Source organism: Nocardia speluncae NBRC 108251, from assembly GCF_001613245.1.
Classification (GTDB): Bacteria; Actinomycetota; Actinomycetes; order Mycobacteriales; family Mycobacteriaceae; genus Nocardia; species Nocardia speluncae.
Genome location: NZ_BDBZ01000002.1, coordinates 520,429 through 537,865 on the forward strand (window position 1 = coordinate 520,429; position 17,437 = coordinate 537,865).

Below are 17,437 nucleotides of genomic sequence, written 5' to 3' on the forward strand. Positions count from 1 at the left end.
CTACATTCAGAGGTATATCGACGCTATCTCTATGAAGATCCGACCGGAGACACACGTTGTGACCGCCACCGACAGACGCTGAACCGGACGGCAACAGACGAGTGCGCGTGTGATCGGCATCGGCCCCGAAACAGGGAATGGTTGGCGGATGTTCCGGACGGGTAAAAACCCGTTGTCCATCGCTTCCACACCCCGGGGGGATACGTGCCCGCGACAGCACAGCCTTCGACATCCGGCACCGGCGCACCGACTTTCGTGTTCGTGCACGGCCTGACCTGCAACAGCTTCTACTGGACACCGGTGGTCCGCGAACTGGCCCTGCTCGGCCACCGGAGCCTGGCTGTCGACCTACCCGGCCACGGCTTGGACGCACCGTTTCCGCTGTCGTATCAGGCACCGCAGGACCTCGCCGCATTCACCGTCGCAGACTCGCCACTGGCCGGCATAACAGTGGAGGACAACGTCGCTCATGTCGTCGATACGGTGCAGCGGGTTCGACAGCACGGCCCGGTCGTCCTGATCGGGCACAGCCTCGGCGGCGTCACGATCGGCATGGTCGCCAACAAGGTCCCCGAGGCCATCCACCGGTTGGTCTACCTCTCCGCGTTCTGCCCTTCCACGCCCGAGGCCCCCAGCGCCATGGCTTTGGCACAAACTCCCGAAGCAGCCCAGGGCATCCCGGCCGCGAACCCGGACCATTCGCTGTTCCTCGGGTTGGAGGCGGTTCCCCCGGGCATCATCCGGTTCAACCTGCGTTCGGCCGATATCGAAGCCCTCGAAGATTTCCGGATGCTCAACATGCCCGAGGCCACCCTGCAACAGACACTGGCCATCCTGAATTTCGGTATGCAGCACGAGGACGGCTCCCACACCCAGTTCGCCGATACCCGCGTCCAGCCCGAGACCTGGGGCCGCGTACCCCGCAGCTACATCCGGCTGACCCGGGACAATGTCCTCTCCCCCGCCCTGGTCACGAAAATGATCGCCGACGCCGACCGCCTCACTCCCGGCAACCCGTTCGATGTGCACACCTTGGATGCCGGCCACGCCGGTGTCGTGCTCCGGGCGCGCGAACTGGCGGCCCTGCTCGACCGCTTCGCATGAGGCGATGACGTTCTCCATCGTCGCCTGCGATCCGGAGACCGGCGCCTGGGGTGTGGGAGCGGCCTCGAAGTACCTCGCTGTCGGATCGATGGTGCCGGCTGCCCGGGCAGACGCCGGCGCCCTCGCCACGCAGGCCTACACCAACGCATCGTTCCGGCCGCTGGGGCTGTCGGCCTTACGCGAAGGGCGCAGCGCAGGCGAGACGCTCGACGCACTGTTGTCCCAGGATTCCGGTCGTGCGGCACGGCAGGTGGGCATTGTCGACGGCCGTGGCAGGTCGGCCCTCTGGACCGGTAGTGACTGCAGTACCTACGCGGGCGGCGCCCGAGGAGACGGCTACGTGGTTCTGGGGAACCTGCTGACCGGCCCGCAAGTCATCACCGCCATGGAAAATGCGTGGACCGGCGGTGATCCGGAACAATCACTGGCGCACCGCCTCTGGGCGGTCCTAAGGGCCGGAGAGGAGGCCGGCGGGGATCGGCGCGGTAGGCAGTCCGCCGCAATCCTGGTCGCCCGGCGCGGTTCGGACTATATCCTGGGTACGGATATCGAGATCGATCTCCGGGTGGATGACCACGACTTTCCACTGACGGAACTGGGCCGTCTGCTCGAGCTACGTTATGGGGCACCACCATGACCGCTTCACACGAAAGCCGCCTGCGCCGTATCCGCGTCCGGTGGCGTCTCCTCGGTCTGCCGGTGCGGCTGGCGATCCAGACCGCGGCGGTCACCGCCGCCGGGTTCGCGATCTTCGCCATCCTGCAGACCACCGACGCTATCGACGCGACAGCCGCTTCTCTTCTGGTAGCGGTGGTTTTCGGGAGCGCCACCGTGCTCCAGCACCGGCAGGCGCAACGGCGGCAGTACACGGTGGAGCTCATTGCCGCTTTCCAGACGACAGACCATCTGGCGGCGGCCGATACGTGGATGGCCAACCAGATCGCAGGCGACCTACCGGTCACCGCGGATGTCTGCCTAGCCGACGAGCCCCGGGTCATCGCGATGCTCGACTACTACGAATTCCTGGCGGTGCTGGCCGAACAGGGCCTGATCGATGTGCCGCTGGTCCGTAATCTGCGCGGCGGCACCATGGCCCGGTGTTTCCTGATCTGCCACGACTATATCGAGGACCGCCGGACCCGGGTGGGGCCGGAGCTCTACCGGGGCCTGGAATTCTTCACCGAAGCAACCCGACCACCAGCCATAACCGGATCAAGGCACGATGCATCGAGCCCGGTTGCGTTCGTCCGCTTCCCCGGCTCCGAGGGGGTTCCGAACTCCGGAACACGCTGAAACACCGACGCTCCCGGCCGACACACACTGCCCCGGGAGCTCACTGCCGGGTAAGAAGTGGCATGGGTTCGACTCCGGGCCCGCGCCTCCGGCATTACCGGGTCAAGCGAGCAGGGCTCTCGTTTGTGGGGCAGTGGGCCGGGCGAGAACAGCGGCGGTGCTCCCGGCTTCCACGACCCGGCCGTCGGCGAGGACGAGCATCCGGTGACAGTGCCCGGCCACCACCGACATATCGTGGCTGATCACGAGAATGCTGATCCCGCGTTCGGCGCGGGTACGGTCGATCACCCCCATGATCGCGGTGGCTGTTTCGGCATCGAGGGCGGAGGTGATCTCGTCGCAGATCAGCACCTCGGGCGCGGCGGCCAGCGCCCGGGCGATCGCCACGCGTTGCCGCTGGCCGCCCGACAGTTCATCCGGGTAGCGGTGCAACATCGCGGCGTCGAGTTCGACCTGCCGCAGCAGTGTTACGGCGCGGCCGGCCACTTCGCGCGTCGGCGTTCCGCTCAGCCGAAGTGGCCGCGACAAGGTCTGTAACACGGTGTGTTTCGGGTTCAGTGTGGACAGTGGATTCTGGGGTATGAGCTGGATACACCGACGGTCGCGGCGGGACCGGCGGGCGTCCCCGAGGCCCAGTCGGCGTCCGTTCACCTCGAGGCGCCCCGTCGCGCGGATGTGCAGGCCCGCGAGTGCCCGCGCCACCGTGGTCTTCCCGGCGCCGGACGGCCCGACCAGCGCGACCGATTCACCTGCGGCGACAGTGAGGTCGACCGACTCCAGCAGGATACGACCGCCCGCACGCACGGATATCGCCTCCGCACGCAGCGCGACCTCGTCCCCCACCACCGGGCCGGCGGGCGCGGACGACCTCCTGAGCAACGCAACCCCGGATTCGCCCAGACAGACCACATCGTCGGCGAGTCGAGGAAGAGTTGCGGTGTCGTGGCCGGATACCAGGACGGCGACCTTCTCCTCGGCGGCCAGCGATCGCAGCAGGTCCGCGATCTCGTTGCGCAGTTGTCCGTGCAATCCGGCGAGCGGTTCGTCGACGACGAGCACACCGGCCCCGCGGACCAGTGCCGATGCGAGCGCCACGCGGCGCTGTTCGCCACCGGACAGTTCCCCGGGCCGGCTTCGCAGCATACGTTGCGGCAACCCGACCCGTTCGAGCGCCGCACCGTGTTCCGCGCGAGTGGACCGTGGCGCCGCCTCGGCGAGGAGTGAACGAATACGCATGGCCGGGTTCAGCGCGGCGCCCGGATCCTGGCCGACATAGGCCAGGTGCTCACGCCGGAAAGCCTGCAGCGCCGCACGATCGAAGCCGAAGATATCGTGTCCGCAGACTTCGATCGAACCGCTCACGACTGTGGTACCGGCGGCAATATGACCGAGCACTGCCCGCATCAGGGTTGTTTTTCCGGCGCCGGACGGTCCGGTGATCGCCGTGATCGTGCCCGGCGGCGCCTCGAACGATGTGGGCGCCAGCAGTTCGGCGCCGGTGCGCGCACGGATCGAAAGTTTTTCGGCCACAACACCAGTGGTCATGCGCTGCGCCTCCCCCGTCCGAAGGCGGCTACGGCACTGTTCACGCTCACCGCGAGCAACCCGATGGCCAGGCTCGGCGCCAATACGGCGGCGGGATTGAGCAGGATTCCGGAGGCATTCTCGCGCACCATGACCGCCCAGTTCGCATCGCCGAGGGTGGCCGGCAACTGCAGGAACGCGGCAGTGCTCACCAGATACATCGCCTCCACGAAACGCAGACCCAGCTGGGTCAGCAATGTTTCCCGTAAGTTCGGCAGCAACTCCCGGATTACCAGATACGCCGCGCCCTCCCCCCGGCCCCGCGCTGCCTCGATGAAACCGCAGGACGCAACCCCGGCGGCCGCCGCCGCGAAAACACGCGCGGTGTACGGGGTTCCGGCGACAACGCAGATGATCACGAGTCCCGGCACACCGGATTCCGGCCACGAGAGCATGAACAACAGCATCGCGAGTACAGGCGGCAGGAGCATGCCCAGGTCCGCCGCACGCTCGATCCACGCGCCCGCCCGCGGATACAGCGCGGCGACGGAACCGAGCACCGCCGCGCATCCGGTCACCAGCAGTGCAATGATCACGGCGACCAGCAACAGCCCCCACCCGCCGTGCAACAACTGACTGAATACATCGTGGCCGAGCCGGTCACCGCCCAGCCATGCCTGCCCGTTCGGTTCCGCGAAGGTTATGCCGACCGGATGGTCGACGGCGCGGGGCGCGAGGATCGGCCCGGCGACCGCGACAACCACCAGCACGACGGCGATCAGCCCGGGCAGCCAGAGCCGGATCGATGCGTTGGCGGGCCGGAGCCGGCCGGCGGTGAGCGGCAGGGTCACGGCCGGCCCCGGTTCGACCAGGCCCGGATGGTGTCGGCTACGAGCAGAACGCCCATGATCGTTGTCCCGGTGACGGCGACGACAGCCGCGACCAGGGCCGTATCGCGATCCGATACGGAACCGGCGATCATGGCACCCATCCCCGGATAGTTGAAGATCGTCTCCACCACCAGCGCCCCGCCGAACAGAGTGCCGACAGACGTGGCGAACGACATCGCGATGGTCGGCCACGCGAACGGCAGGATATGACGCAGCAGCACCGTCCGCTCCGGAAGACCGTTCAAGACCGCGCTTTCCACATGCGGCGCGGCAGCGGCATCGGTCACCGCGCCCCGGACGACCCGGAGGTTCCAGCCCACCTGCGGTATCGCCAGGGCCAGCACGGGCAGGATCAGCATTTCCGCACCGGCCGGGTAGCCGGAGCGGTCGGTGAAGGTCACCGCGGGCAACCAGCCCAGCCAGAGGGAGAAGACGAGGACGAGCAGGGTCGCGATGACGAATTCGGGAACCGCGATCACGAAGGCCGAGCCGGGCTGGAATACGCGCGCGGCGCGACCGGTGGGCCGGGCCGCCCACCACAGGCCCAGCAGCAGCGCGACCGTCACCGTGACAAGCAGGGCGATCGAAGCCAGCAGCAGTGTTTGCGGGAACTTGTCCGCCAGCAGATCGTTCACCGATTGCCCGCGCGCCGTGGTCCCGAAATCGCCCGTGACCACACCACTGAACCACTCCCGGAAGCGGGCCGGTAGTGGCCGGTCCAAACCGAGTTCGTGCTCCTTGGCCGCGATCCGTTCCGTGCTCGCATCCCGCCCCAGCACGGCCCGGGCCGCGTTACCGGGCAGCAGGTCGACGACCACGAATACGACTGCGAGCAAGGCGACCAGCAGTCCGATACGACGCGCGACCGTCGCGGCGAATCCGATCAACGCGATATCCACGCTCGCTCGAGCTGCACGCGACCGTATCCGCCCAGGGTCGGCAGGCCGTGCACGTACCGGGAGGCGATATCGATCCCGTCGGCCATCCCCCACACGAGGTATCCGCCGTGATCGTGCTGGATCCGCTGGATCTCCCGGCAGGCCGCGGTGTACTCCGCGCCGGGCGGTGCGGCGAGGGCCTCGGTGTAGGACTTGTCGAACGCGGCGTCACGGAAGCCGGTCTCGTTCCATTTCGTTCGCGAGTACATGACCTTGCTGGCGAAGAAGACCACCGAATCGTTGGTGCCCCAGTTCACCGTGTACAGCGGCGCCGTCAGCCAGGTCCGGTCGTAGAAGGCATTCGATTCCTGCACGACGACCTCGATCTTCAGCCCGATATCGGCGGCCTGGCTCGCGAAAACCTTCGCCGACTCCACCTCACCCACCGCCTCCTGTTTCGTCAGCAGGCGATACGTCTTCCCGGTATCGAATTCGGCGTCGGCGAGCAGTTGCCGGGCGCGGTCCAGGTCGCGTCCGCGCTGCGGGATCGACGTATCGTATTCCGGGTCGGCGGTGCCGAGAATATCGTTGGCGACAGTGCCGTACCCCGACAGCACCTGCGCCACCATCGCTTCGCGATCCGCGGCGAGCCGCAATGCTTCCCGCACCCGGGGATCGGCGAACGGCCCGTCGGAGGTGCGCATCGCGATCGCCACCGCGACATCGTTCGGACGACGGATGACCTCCAGCTCGTCCCGGGTTTCCGCCGTCCGCCCGGCCACAGCGCCCACGCTCGAGGCGAGATCGATCTGGCCCGCCATGATCGCGTTGGCCATCGATTCGGGGCTTTCGAACAGCGTGACCTCGATGGCGTCGAGCAGCGGGGCCTCCCGATACCAGTTCTCGTTGCGCACCAGGCGTGCATTGCCATTGTCGTAGGACTCCAGCCGGAACGGCCCGGTACCCACCGCTGCGGCGAAATCGGTGGTCCCGGCGGGCACTACGAACGTCATCATCCGCAGCAACAGCGGCAACTGGCTGTTCGGTGCCGCGCAGGTCAGCACCACCGCGTTCGCACCGGCGGGCTGGATATCGTCGCCGGATGCCACGGGCACCTTGGTTTCCCCCGCGATCTCCCGCAGCCGGCGCAGTGACCAGACGATATCGTCGGCGGTGACCGGACGGCCGTCGTGGAACCGCGCGCCCTCGGCAATCGTGAAGGTCCACTTCCGCTGCTGGGCATCGGCTTCCCATGTCGAGGCCAACCGCGGAGCCACATTCGGGTCCGTGCCCGGAACGGTAAGCGCGTCGTAGACGAGCGAGGCGATGAGGAAATCGCTCTCGTTGCTCAATGTCTGATGCGGGTCACGCTCGATCTTGGACGATTTCCCGATCGCGCCGACCCGCAACGTTCCACCCCGCTGCGGCGGGCCGTCGGATCCCTCGGAAGGTGACGAGCCGTCACCGCAACCGGCAACCAGCAGTACTGCACCCAACCCCAGGCCGGCCTTGAAGATATGACGCCTATTCAAATCCACCGCTCGACCTCATCCAGCCCGATCCAAGGTTAGCCTCTGCTAACCGGATTGAGGGTATCGCCGTGCCTACGAGCCGGGCAATACCTCGCCGGATACCGACCGTGCTCCCGCTGTCCGGGTTCCGGTGCGGCGAAGGATGCCCGCCGGGGCGAGCACAACCGAAGGAATCGGAAGTGGTGGCTGCGGCAGGTGGCGGCGGAGCGGCCGGCGATTTCGCTCATCGAGGTGGGTAGGGACCGCTTACGGCGATGCCGATTGCACTGCTACGAAAAGGGGAACTCCCGGCCCCTCGAGGCGGCCGGGAGTTCCGAGATCGATTCGCGTCAGACTCGTTCTTTCGACCGGGTGCGCACGCGCAGGGCGATCGGTTTCTGGGTTTCGGCGAAGAAATCGTTGCCCTTGTCGTCGACCACGATGAACGCCGGGAAATCCTCGACCTCGATCTTCCAGACCGCTTCCATCCCCAGTTCGGGGTATTCGAGGACCTCCACCGATTTGATGCAGTCCAGGGCGAGCCGGGCGGCGGGGCCGCCGATCGAGCCGAGGTAGAAACCGCCGTGTTCCTTGCAGGCGCGGGTGACCTGGGCGGAGCGGTTGCCCTTGGCGAGCATCACGAAAGAACCACCGGCCGCCTGGAATTGGTCGACGTAGGAGTCCATGCGGCCCGCGGTGGTGGGGCCGAAGGAACCGGAGGCATAACCGTCGGGAGTTTTCGCCGGACCTGCGTAGTAGACGGCCATATCCCGCAGGTACTGCGGCATCTCCTCGCCCGCGTCCAGCCGCTCCTTGATCTTGGCGTGGGCGATATCGCGGGCCACCACCAGCGGGCCGGACAGCGAGAGCCGGGTCTTGACCGGGTATTTCGACAACTCGGCGCGGATCTCGTCCATCGGGCGGTTCAGATCGACGTGCACCACATCGCCGCCGAGGATCTCATCGGTCTGCTCGGGCAGGTACTGCGCGGGCTCGCGTTCGAGCTGTTCCAGGAACACGCCTTCGGGTGTGATCTTGGCCAGCGCCTGCCGGTCGGCGGAACAGGAGACGGCCAGCGCGACCGGGCAGCTCGCGCCATGTCTCGGCAACCGCACCACCCGGACATCGTGGCAGAAGTACTTACCGCCGAACTGGGCGCCGATCCCGAACGACTGCGTCAGCGCGAACACTTCCTGCTCGAGTTCGAGATCGCGGAAGGCGTGCCCGGTCATCGACCCCTCGGTGGGCAAGTTGTCCAAGTAGTGCGCGGAGGCGTATTTGGCCGTTTTCAGGGCGAATTCGGCGCTGGTACCGCCGATGACCACAGCGAGGTGATACGGCGGGCAGGCCGCGGTGCCCAGCGAGCGGATCTTCTCGTCCAGGAACTCCAGCATCCGGGTGGGATTCAGGATGGCCTTGGTTTCCTGGTAGAGGAAGGATTTGTTCGCCGAACCGCCACCTTTGGCCATATACAGGAATTTGTAGGACGGCTGCGCGGGATCACCCGGTGCGGAATACAGCTCGACCTGGGCGGGCAGATTCGACCCCGTGTTCTTCTCGTCCCACATGGTCACAGGCGCCAGCTGTGAGTATCGCAAGTTCAGTTTCGTATAGGCGTCGAAAACGCCGCGGCTGATCCATTCGGCGTCGTCCACGCCGGTGAGCACGCCCTCGGACTTCTTACCCATCACGATGGCGGTACCGGTGTCCTGGCACATGGGCAGGATGCCCCCGGCAGAGATATTGACGTTCTTGAGCAGGTCGAGCGCCACGAACCGGTCATTGCCGCTGGCCTCGGGATCGTCGATGATCCGGCGCAGCTGCGCCAGATGCGCGGGCCGCAGATAGTGGCTGATGTCGTGCATCGCCTCGGCGGTGAGCATGCGCAGCACCTCGGGATCGATCTGCAGGAAGGTCCGGCCGCCGGATTCGAAGGTGCTGACGCCTTCGGTGGTGAGCAGCCGGTACGAGGTGTCGTCGGCGCCGATCGGGAGCAGGTCTGAATAGCGGAACTCGGGAGCGGTCACCGATCGCACTCCTTCGGAAGTGGGCTGCGGGTGGAACAGAGCACAGCCGCGGTGGACGCCGCTGTACCGGGAGTCGAGCACAGCGAGCTTAGCGACCGATCGCCACACAACCCCGAGTAAGGCAACCCTAAATCGTAACCTCCGGGGCGCGGCCGCGGGACGCTACTGCGTGCGCAGTGTCAGCAACAGGTAGGCGGCCAGCGACGGACCGTCGGCGATCAGCCCGTCCCGCAGCATGCCCTCCACCTCGGACCGCGAAAACCACTGCTGGCGCATGTCCTGCTCGGTGTGCTCCCGATTCGGCTCACCGGGCGACAGATCGGTGGCGAGGAAAACATGGCATCCCTCCGCGGTCATCGCATTCGCGACCTGAACCCGGCCGAGCCATTCCATCCGCCCTGCCGTGAAACCGGTCTCCTCGCAGAGTTCGGCCGCAGCCAGTTCCTCCGGGCTCCCCGTCACCCCCGCCGGAAACGCGCCCGACGGGAACTCCCAGGTCCGGGCGCGTACCGGGTACCGATATTGCTCCACGAGATGGAAGCCCTCGTTGTCCATGGGGATGACGAGCGCGAAGTCCGGTTTCTCGATCACCGAGTACAGGCCGGGCGACCCGTCCCCGCGCTCGATGCGATCCTCGCGCACCGTCAACCACGGATTTTCGTACACGACCCTGGACGCCACGGTTCTGATGCTCACGCGTCCAGTGTCATACCGCGCTCACCCCGATGCCGTTATACGCCCTTCGTGGCCGAGTCCGGCACCCGCAGCTGCGCCGGCGTATCGACGCCCAGCCGGCGTTCGAAACCCTCCGGGATCACGATGTCGGACCGCTCCAGCTCGGTGACATTCGTCTTGCGCAGCCCCAGCAGCGCGGAGTCGATTCCACCGCGCAGCAGGTCCAGCACGTTCTCGACTCCGGCCTGCCCGTTGGCCGCCAGACCCCACAGGTAGGCGCGCCCGATCATCACCGCCCGCGCACCGAGCGCCACGGCCTTGACGACATCGCTACCGCGCCGGATACCTCCGTCGAGCAGGATATCGATCTCGTGGCCCACCGCATCGGCCACCACCGGCAGCGCACGGATGGATGCCGGGGTGCCGTCCAGATTGTTACCGCCGTGGTTGGACACCGAGATGGCCGCGACACCGGCATCGACGGCGCGCCGCGCATCGTCCACCCGCATCACACCCTTGAGCATCACCGGCCCGTCCCACTGTTCGCAGACCCAGGCCACATCGGACCAGTCCGGCGCCGTGGTGCCCATCCATTCGCCGTAGGCGCCGAAGAAACCGGGAGCGGGGGCATCGCCGAGGGCCATATTGGGGGCGGTGAGGTCGGGCAGGGCACCCGAACGCAGGTAGGTGGTCAGCCAGCGCGGTTTGACGATCACCTGCGGCGCGAAACTCGCCATGGTACGCAGGTCCAGTTTCTCCGGGATGACCGGCGAACCCCAGTCGCGGCCCATCGAGAACGACCAGTCGAGCGTGAGAATCAGTCCGACCGCGCCCGCGGCCTTCGCCCGCGCCATCCGCGCGGAGATATCGTCCTTGCTGCCGCACCAGTAGAGCTGGAAGAAGGTCATCGGGTTCGCGGCGACGACCTCTTCCACGGGTTTGCTCGCGAAGGAAGACAGCCCCATGGCGGTACCCCGGGCGGCCGCGGCGCGCGCCACCGCGACCTCACCGTCGGGATGCACGGCCTGCACACCGGTCGGCGAGATCAGGACCGGCATCGAAATCTGCTGCCCCATCACGGTGGTGGACTGGTCGCGTTCGCCGATCGGGCCCGCGACATGCGGGGCGAAACCGAGCTCGGTGAACGCGGCCTGGTTGTCGTCGATGGTCTGGCCGCGCTCCGAACCGGCGACCAGAGCGCCGTACACGGATTTCGGCAGCCGTTTCTTCGCCCGGCGGTGCGCCTCGGCGACGCTTTCGAACCACGGGTTCATGGTCGGATCCTTTCCACTGGTTCCGGCCACCATTGCCGGACCTGATCGAACAATTGGGAGACGAGCTCGGTGAGCAGCCGCGCGCCTTCGGCCGCGGTGGCACCGGTGGGATCACCGAGGACCCCGTTGGCGCTGACGGCGCGAACCCCGCCGGCACGCAACTGAGGCAGCACCTGCGGCAGCGGCCGGGTGTCACCGGGCCGGGCGCGATCGACGCGGACCCGGTCCGGTGAGAGTTCGAGTTGCAGTGATGTTTCGGTACGGCCGGCATGGGCATCGCCGGAGTACCGCGGCAGGAACAACCGGATATCGCGGGATTCGCTACGCAACAGGGTTACCGCCCGGCGCAGCGGCTCCACATTTCCGCCGTGTCCGTTCACCAGCACAATCCGCTCGAAGGTATCGGTGGCCGACCGGCACAGTTCGACGATCAGCAGCTCCAGCGCGGCCTGCCCGATGGAGAGTGTGCCCGGGAAACCGCTGTGCTCACCGCTGGCGCCGTACGCGACGACAGGGGCGACCACCACGTCACCGCAACGGCCGGCCAGTCCCGCACACAGTGCGCCGGCCAGGTCGCTATCGGTGGACAGGGGCAGGTGCGGACCGTGCTGCTCGGTGGATCCCACGGGCACCACCAGCAGCGCCCCGCTGTCGCCGAGGCCACCCGCCTCCGGCCATGTGAGGTCCGCCACCAACATGCCGCCGACATTAACGTCAGCCACTGACAAAATCAATAGGTGCGCATTTCCGGTGCATGCCGGCCCGAGCCTGCGGTTCATCGTTCAGAATCTTCCTGTGACGGCACAGCATCCCCGGGGGCGCCCCCGGGGTACCACCAAACGCGAACTCGAACTGATCGCCATGCGACTGTTCAGCGAACAGGGATTCGACGAGACGACGGTCGAACAGATCGCGGCGGCTGCCGGGATCAGCGGGCGCACGTTCTTCCGTTACTTCCCCGGCAAGGCGGAGGTGCTGTGGTACTCGTTCGACGACGAGGTCGCCGGGTTGCGCGCCGCCTTCGCTACCGCGGCACCGGACGAGCCGATGATGGCAGCGGTCCGGCGGGTGGTGGTGAATGCCAACCGCTACCGCGCCGAGGATGTCGCGGAACTGCGGACCCGGATGAAATTGGTGGCCGAGGTCCCCGCCCTGGCCGCGACGGCCGGTGCCCATTACGACGCATGGGAACGCGCGGTGGGCGAGTTCGCGGCGTCCCGGCTCGGCGAACCGGCGGATTCACTGATTCCCATGGCGGTGGGCCGGACCACCCTCGCCGCAGCTCGCGCCGCCTTCGACGCGTGGGTGGCCGGTGCCGACGCCGATTTGACCGTTTATCTCGATCGCGCGCTGGTGGCCTTGGAGCACGGTTTCGTCCTATCGGACGCGTTCCCGGTCACAACGGGCGACTGAACCGAACCGGCAGGTTTCACCGGCATAGGAGCACGGGTATGACTAGGCTCGGTATCGGCAAGACCGCCGAAGTCATTACGATGTACCGGACCGCCGTCGAAAGGGGCACAAGTTACATGTCCGAGGTGTCCATGGGCCTTTCGGCGGACTCATTGGCCGAGGTTTCCGTCGACAAACTGCTGCCGCAGTTGGTCGAACATCTGCGCCAGAACCGCACCGCACTACGCGAGGAATGGGCGCGGCGCATCACCGAGGCACGGTTGCTCACCGCCATGACGCCCGACGAGGTCTTCTCCGAGGCGACGTCGGTGTACGACAACTATGTCGAGGTGCTGGAAACCGGCAGTGTCGAAGCGCTACAGGCCTACGCGCGTGATCTGTCCGAGCGCATCATCCCGAGAGGCGTCGAAACCGACGAAGTCCTCGGCATGGTGCTGCTACTGCGCGATGTCCTCGCGCGGTCCCTGTTCGAGAAGTACCAATCCAACTTCGACCTGCTCAACGCCGTCCTCGACGCCTACGAACCGGCCGCGAATCGAATCGCGAACACCGTGGCCATCTCGTTCGTCCAGGAGCGCGAACGCGTTATCCGGCAGCAGCAGGAAGCCATCCGCGAGCTGTCCACCCCGGTGCTGCAGGTCCGTGAACAGCTGCTGATCCTGCCGATAATCGGCGTGCTCGACAGTCAGCGCGCCCGCCAGCTCACCGAACAGCTGCTGCGGGCCATCCGGGACAACCGGGCCAAGGTAGTCGTCATCGATATCACCGGTGTGCCCGATATCGACTCCACAGTGGCAAACCACCTGGTGCAGACCGTCGACGCCTCCGGGCTCATGGGCGCAAGCGTCATCATGACCGGCCTGTCCTCGGAGATCGCGCTGACCCTGGTGACCATCGGTCTGGATCTGTCGAAGATGAACGCCGTCGGCGATCTACAGGGCGGCATCGAAGAAGCGGAACGGTTACTGGGCTACGAAGTGTCCAGAGTGACCGAACGCAGCGAACGCGATTCGCGCTGACGGAATCGATATGCCAGTACCAATCCTCAAACAAGGCACATATCTGATCGCATCCGTCCAGTCCGCGCTGACCGATGCCGATACAGAGCGACTACAAGACGACCTGATGAAGCAGGTCAGCAAGTACCGCGCGCAAGGCATCATCGTCGATGTCACGGCGATCGACGTGATGGATTCCTTTGCCGCCCGATCACTGCGCACCATCGCGCATATGACGCAGTTACGCGGCGCCGAGACCGTGATCGTCGGTCTACAGCCAGAGGTCGCCTTCGCCATGGTGCAACTCGGCCTCACCTTCGAGGATATGCACACTGCGCTGGACCTCGAGGAGGGCTTGGCTTGGCTGAACCGGAAATCCTCGGCCCGGCACCAGCATCGAGATGGTCGTGACAGTGGCCGCTGATCGGGTGGTAATCGCGGTGAAGATGTCGAACGACATCGTGACCGCACGTCAGGCCGGGCGTGAGCTGGCCGAGGAACTCGGCTTCACGCTCACCGACCGGACCATGATCTCCACGGCGATCTCCGAGGTCGCCCGGAATATCACCAGCTACGCCGGCAGCGGGGAGATCCGCCTGCAGGTGGCCGAGCGCGACGGACGTCGCGCTCTCGTGGTCCAGGCCAAGGACCAGGGGCCGGGCATCATCGATATCCCCCGCGCCATGGAAGACGGGTACTCCACGGGCCGGGGCCTCGGTTTGGGCCTGCCGGGCGCCAAACGACTGATGGACGGGATGTCCATCGAATCCGCACCCAATGAGGGCACGTTGGTGGACATGTGGAAGTGGGTACCCCAGGGTGCATGAGGACGGTTTCATCGGCCGGATCGAATGGGCCGTGGCCGGCCGCGCTCTCCCCGGACAGGATGTTTCCGGGGACCGCTGCGTGGTCCTGGACACCGGTACCGGCTCCGCACTTTTCGCGGTACTCGACGGTCTCGGCCACGGCAGCGCCGCGGCGGCCGCGGTGGATCGCGCGGCCCGGATCCTCGGTGAGAACAGTGCCGAACCGTTGGACGTGCTGATGGTGCTGTGTCATCGGGCGATGTCGGACACCCGTGGCGCCGCGGTGACACTGGCGTTGTTCGGCGCGCAGGAAGCGCAATGGCTCGGCGTCGGGAATGTGGATTCCCAGGTGGTGACCGCCGGACCCACCGGACCGCAGGTCAACGCCACCGTATTACAGAGCGGCGGGATCGTCGGCTACCGGCTGCCACCGAACCTGCAGCCGCAGACCGTCCCGGTGCGCCCGGGCGATCTACTGCTCATGTCCACCGATGGGGTGGTGGTCGAACCGGACGCGAGTATCGACCTGGCCGCGTCGACGGCGGATATCGCCCGCGAACTCGTGGACCGGCACGCCAAGGACACCGATGACGCACTGGTGCTGGCCGCCCGGGCCCGCGGGGTCGCCCACGACGCCGCGTCCGGACACGAAGCGTCATGACCCGCCGGGGCAGGATATGAGCGAGATCCTGACGGCGTTCCTCGACACCTATGCCGACACCCTGCGCCGTCATCTCGCCGCGCCCGAACGCGACGGGCTGGCCGAAGCGCATGAGCTCGGCCGCCGCGCGCTCGTGGAGGGGATCAGCCTGCTCGACCTCACCGAGCACCACCTCCGGGTGGCGAAACAGGTGCAGCTCGAAGCGGACGAGCAGGAAACCGCTGCCACCGGGGCCGCCCGCGCCGATAGCCCGCTGGCCGAGAACGCGCTCGAATTCCTGCTGCAGACCTTGACCACCCTCGATGTGGCCACCCGCGGCTACCTCGACGGCACCCGCCGCTACGAGCAGCAGCGTTCCCGCGCCGACGATCTCGCCGGGCGTGACGAATTCCGTACGGCGCTGGTGGAATCGCTGCAGGACGGTTTCTTCGTCGCCGACGCCCGCGGTTCGATCATCGAGGTCAACAAGGCCTTCGGTGAGCTCACCGGATACGGTGCCTCGGGCGTGCCCTATCCGATACCGCATCCGTGGTCGATACCGGAGGAACAGGGCTACCCCGACCTGGGCACCGAGGCGTCCCGGTTCGTGGTGCCGATTCAGCATCGCGACGGCCGGCGCCGCTGGATCGCGGTCAGCACCAGCGCACTGGTGCAACCGGACGGCGAGGAACATATCTTCGTCGGCACCGTTCGCGATGTCACCGCAGAACACGACGCCCAGGCCCGCGACCAGGCCGCCAACCGCCTCGCCACCGCCCTGGCCGCGGCAACCACGGTGGCCGAGGTGCTCGAGGTGGGGCTCGACGAACTGCGGCGTACGGTCGGCGCGGAAACCGCGGTGGTGGCCGTCTGGGCCGCGCATCAGGCACCGGAGGTATACGTCTCCGGGACACCACCCGCCGAGCCCGCGGGGGCGAGCGCCACCGGCCTCGAACCCGCCACCGAGGCCATTCTCAAACGCGCGCGCCTGCGCCCTGGCCGCACTCTCATCGCCGTCCCCGAGGGCGACGGCAGCGCGGAGGGAATCGTGGCGCCGCTGGGTGAAACGGGAGACGCAGCCCTCTGGTTGCGATTCGCTGTGCCGCGGGTTGTCGACGCCGCCGATTGGACACTGTTCTCACTGCTCATCGGGCACCTCAGTCTCGCCGTACAGCGAGCCCGCAACTTCGACCAGGCCCGCTCGACCTCACTGACATTGCAGCGGGCCATGCTCGGACCGATCGAACTCCCACCCCGCTTCTCGGTGCACTACGAACCCGCGCTGCCGCCACTCGAGATCGGCGGCGACTGGTACGACGTGGTACCGCTACCGGACGGGACCATCGGGGTCGTGGTCGGTGACTGTGTCGGTCGCGGACTGTCCGCGGCCGTGGTGATGGGTCAGCTGCGCACCGCTGCCCGGGCGTTGCTGTTGCGTGGTGCCGGACCGGCGCAGCTGCTCACCGAGCTGGATCCGGTAGCCGCCCGTATCCCCGGCGCCCTGTGCACCACCGTCTGCGCGGCGGTACTCGACCCGGTACGCGGGCTGGTCCGCTACAGCAATGCCGGGCATATGCCGCCCATCCTCGCCGATGTGGACAAAACCGGCCGGCTACTCGAAGGTGGCCGATCCGTTCCGCTGGCGACGTTCGAAACCCTGCGCCGCCCCGAAGCCACCACCCCACTGCCACCGGGATCCACCCTGGTGTTGTTCACCGACGGACTGGTGGAACGCCGCGGCGAGGATATCGACGAGGGTTTCACCAAGATCGCCGAAACCCTGGCCGATACGGCCGAGAAGCTACCGCGTGAGGTAGCCGATTCGGTGCTTTCGGCTTTACGGCCGGACGGCGGATACGACGACGATATCGCCATGGTGGTCTACCGGCAGCCCCCGGAACCGCTGAAACTGGACCTACCCGCCCAGCCCGACCGGCTGACAATGCTGCGCCGCACCCTGACGGCCTGGCTGTCCGCCGCGGCGGTCCCGCACAATCTGACCGCCGATCTGGTCGCCGCAACCAACGAGGCATGTAGCAACAGCATCGAACACGCCTATCAAGAAGGCGGCACGGATACCGAACGAGTGCGGATCACTGCCGAATGCGATGGCGACAGGGTGGTCATCGAAACCACCGATACCGGCATCTGGCGGCCACGCCCCGCCGATCCTGGCCCACGGGGCCGGGGAATCGATATGATGCGGGCACTCACCGAGGAACTCGAGATCGACCATCCGGGTCCCGGCACCCGGGTGCGGATGTCGGTGACCCTGCCGTCGATCACGTTCCCGGTGGCCAGCGCCCTGCGCGGAACGAACAACCGCTCCCGCCGGGGGTAGGATGCAGCAAGATCGAGAGGCCCATGGCAGATTGTGATGATGTGACGAACTCTTCTCCGGACG

17 protein-coding genes are annotated in these 17,437 nt (G+C 66.9%); 9 read left to right on the plus strand and 8 right to left on the minus strand.

The features are described 5' to 3' along the window. The first annotated feature begins 204 nt into the window (after positions 1 to 204). From NS6_RS05190 to NS6_RS05200, 3 genes are read left to right on the plus strand one after another with little or no spacing between them, the layout of a single operon-like run. Positions 205 to 1,104: an alpha/beta hydrolase gene (locus tag NS6_RS05190; RefSeq protein WP_068037034.1), complete on the plus strand. Its 900-nt coding sequence runs from the start codon at positions 205 to 207 to the stop codon at positions 1,102 to 1,104. Between the two features lie 4 nt (positions 1,105 to 1,108). Then, a complete protein-coding gene (locus NS6_RS05195) occupies positions 1,109 to 1,741 on the plus strand; it encodes a DUF1028 domain-containing protein (protein WP_068037038.1) in 633 nt (210 codons plus the stop codon). Next, positions 1,738 to 2,397 (plus strand): DUF4760 domain-containing protein, encoded by a 660-nt coding sequence (locus NS6_RS05200; protein ID WP_068037040.1) that lies wholly within the window; start codon positions 1,738 to 1,740, stop codon positions 2,395 to 2,397. The genes NS6_RS05195 and NS6_RS05200 overlap by 4 nt, the downstream gene beginning before the upstream one ends. Positions 2,398 to 2,499: 102 nt before the next feature. Here the strand turns inward: NS6_RS05200 and NS6_RS05205 are convergent, their stop codons facing one another. The 8 genes from NS6_RS05205 to mftE all read right to left on the minus strand — a co-directional run bounded on the left by NS6_RS05205 (position 2,500) and on the right by mftE (position 11,874). After that, complete coding sequence (locus tag NS6_RS05205) at positions 2,500 to 3,942, minus strand: ABC transporter ATP-binding protein (protein ID WP_068037043.1); 1,443 nt, start codon at positions 3,940 to 3,942, stop codon at positions 2,500 to 2,502. Beyond that, the gene (locus tag NS6_RS05210) at positions 3,939 to 4,772 is read right to left on the minus strand and encodes an ABC transporter permease subunit (RefSeq protein ID WP_245669131.1); all 834 of its coding nucleotides are present in this window, start codon (positions 4,770 to 4,772) and stop codon (positions 3,939 to 3,941) included. The genes NS6_RS05205 and NS6_RS05210 overlap by 4 nt, the downstream gene beginning before the upstream one ends. Beyond that, entirely contained in the window at positions 4,769 to 5,710 is a 942-nt protein-coding gene (locus tag NS6_RS05215; protein WP_245669132.1) for an ABC transporter permease, read from the minus strand. The genes NS6_RS05210 and NS6_RS05215 overlap by 4 nt, the downstream gene beginning before the upstream one ends. Then, entirely contained in the window at positions 5,695 to 7,227 is a 1,533-nt protein-coding gene (locus NS6_RS05220; RefSeq protein ID WP_068037046.1) for an ABC transporter substrate-binding protein, read from the minus strand. Before NS6_RS05220 ends, NS6_RS05215 begins: the two co-directional genes overlap by 16 nt. A 323-nt stretch (positions 7,228 to 7,550) precedes the next feature. Beyond that, a complete protein-coding gene (locus NS6_RS05225; RefSeq protein ID WP_068038022.1) occupies positions 7,551 to 9,227 on the minus strand; it encodes a fumarate hydratase in 1,677 nt (558 codons plus the stop codon). A gap of 162 nt (positions 9,228 to 9,389) precedes the next feature. After that, positions 9,390 to 9,923, minus strand: coding sequence for an NUDIX domain-containing protein (locus NS6_RS05230; RefSeq protein WP_245669133.1), 534 nt, complete (start codon positions 9,921 to 9,923; stop codon positions 9,390 to 9,392). Between the two features lie 35 nt (positions 9,924 to 9,958). Further along, a complete protein-coding gene (gene mftD, locus NS6_RS05235; RefSeq protein WP_068038028.1) occupies positions 9,959 to 11,176 on the minus strand; it encodes a pre-mycofactocin synthase MftD in 1,218 nt (405 codons plus the stop codon). Then, positions 11,173 to 11,874, minus strand: coding sequence for a mycofactocin biosynthesis peptidyl-dipeptidase MftE (gene mftE / locus NS6_RS05240; RefSeq protein WP_068037048.1), 702 nt, complete (start codon positions 11,872 to 11,874; stop codon positions 11,173 to 11,175). The genes mftD and mftE overlap by 4 nt, the downstream gene beginning before the upstream one ends. Before the next feature lie 97 nt (positions 11,875 to 11,971). On the opposite strand from mftE, the gene mftR reads away from it, so the two are divergent. The 6 genes from mftR to NS6_RS05270 all read left to right on the plus strand — a co-directional run bounded on the left by mftR (position 11,972) and on the right by NS6_RS05270 (position 17,374). Further along, positions 11,972 to 12,589 (plus strand): mycofactocin system transcriptional regulator MftR, encoded by a 618-nt coding sequence (gene mftR, locus NS6_RS05245; RefSeq protein WP_068038031.1) that lies wholly within the window; start codon positions 11,972 to 11,974, stop codon positions 12,587 to 12,589. A 116-nt stretch (positions 12,590 to 12,705) separates the two neighbouring features. Beyond that, positions 12,706 to 13,608 (plus strand): STAS domain-containing protein, encoded by a 903-nt coding sequence (locus NS6_RS05250; RefSeq protein ID WP_033241695.1) that lies wholly within the window; start codon positions 12,706 to 12,708, stop codon positions 13,606 to 13,608. 10 nt (positions 13,609 to 13,618) lie between these two features. Next, positions 13,619 to 14,011: an STAS domain-containing protein gene (locus NS6_RS05255; protein ID WP_033241694.1), complete on the plus strand. Its 393-nt coding sequence runs from the start codon at positions 13,619 to 13,621 to the stop codon at positions 14,009 to 14,011. Next, positions 14,001 to 14,414: an anti-sigma regulatory factor gene (locus NS6_RS05260; RefSeq protein ID WP_068038034.1), complete on the plus strand. Its 414-nt coding sequence runs from the start codon at positions 14,001 to 14,003 to the stop codon at positions 14,412 to 14,414. The genes NS6_RS05255 and NS6_RS05260 overlap by 11 nt, the downstream gene beginning before the upstream one ends. Then, positions 14,407 to 15,054 (plus strand): SpoIIE family protein phosphatase, encoded by a 648-nt coding sequence (locus tag NS6_RS05265; RefSeq protein WP_068037051.1) that lies wholly within the window; start codon positions 14,407 to 14,409, stop codon positions 15,052 to 15,054. Before NS6_RS05260 ends, NS6_RS05265 begins: the two co-directional genes overlap by 8 nt. Positions 15,055 to 15,070: 16 nt before the next feature. Beyond that, positions 15,071 to 17,374, plus strand: coding sequence for a SpoIIE family protein phosphatase (locus tag NS6_RS05270; RefSeq protein WP_068037054.1), 2,304 nt, complete (start codon positions 15,071 to 15,073; stop codon positions 17,372 to 17,374). Positions 17,375 to 17,437 lie beyond the last annotated feature (63 nt).

Excerpts from the sequence above, each read along its gene's own strand:
- NS6_RS05250 (WP_033241695.1), top strand. The coding sequence starts at position 12,706 with ATGTCCGAGGTGTCCATGGGCCTTTCGGCGGACTCATTGGCCGAGGTT.
- NS6_RS05200 (WP_068037040.1), top strand. The coding sequence starts at position 1,738 with ATGACCGCTTCACACGAAAGCCGCCTGCGCCGTATCCGCGTCCGGTGG.
- NS6_RS05270 (WP_068037054.1), top strand. The coding sequence starts at position 15,071 with ATGAGCGAGATCCTGACGGCGTTCCTCGACACCTATGCCGACACCCTG.
- mftE (WP_068037048.1), bottom strand. The coding sequence starts at position 11,874 with ATGTTGGTGGCGGACCTCACATGGCCGGAGGCGGGTGGCCTCGGCGAC.
- mftD (WP_068038028.1), bottom strand. The coding sequence starts at position 11,176 with ATGAACCCGTGGTTCGAAAGCGTCGCCGAGGCGCACCGCCGGGCGAAG.
- NS6_RS05255 (WP_033241694.1), top strand. The coding sequence starts at position 13,619 with ATGCCAGTACCAATCCTCAAACAAGGCACATATCTGATCGCATCCGTC.
- NS6_RS05205 (WP_068037043.1), bottom strand. The coding sequence starts at position 3,942 with ATGACCACTGGTGTTGTGGCCGAAAAACTTTCGATCCGTGCGCGCACC.
- NS6_RS05195 (WP_068037038.1), top strand. The coding sequence starts at position 1,109 with ATGACGTTCTCCATCGTCGCCTGCGATCCGGAGACCGGCGCCTGGGGT.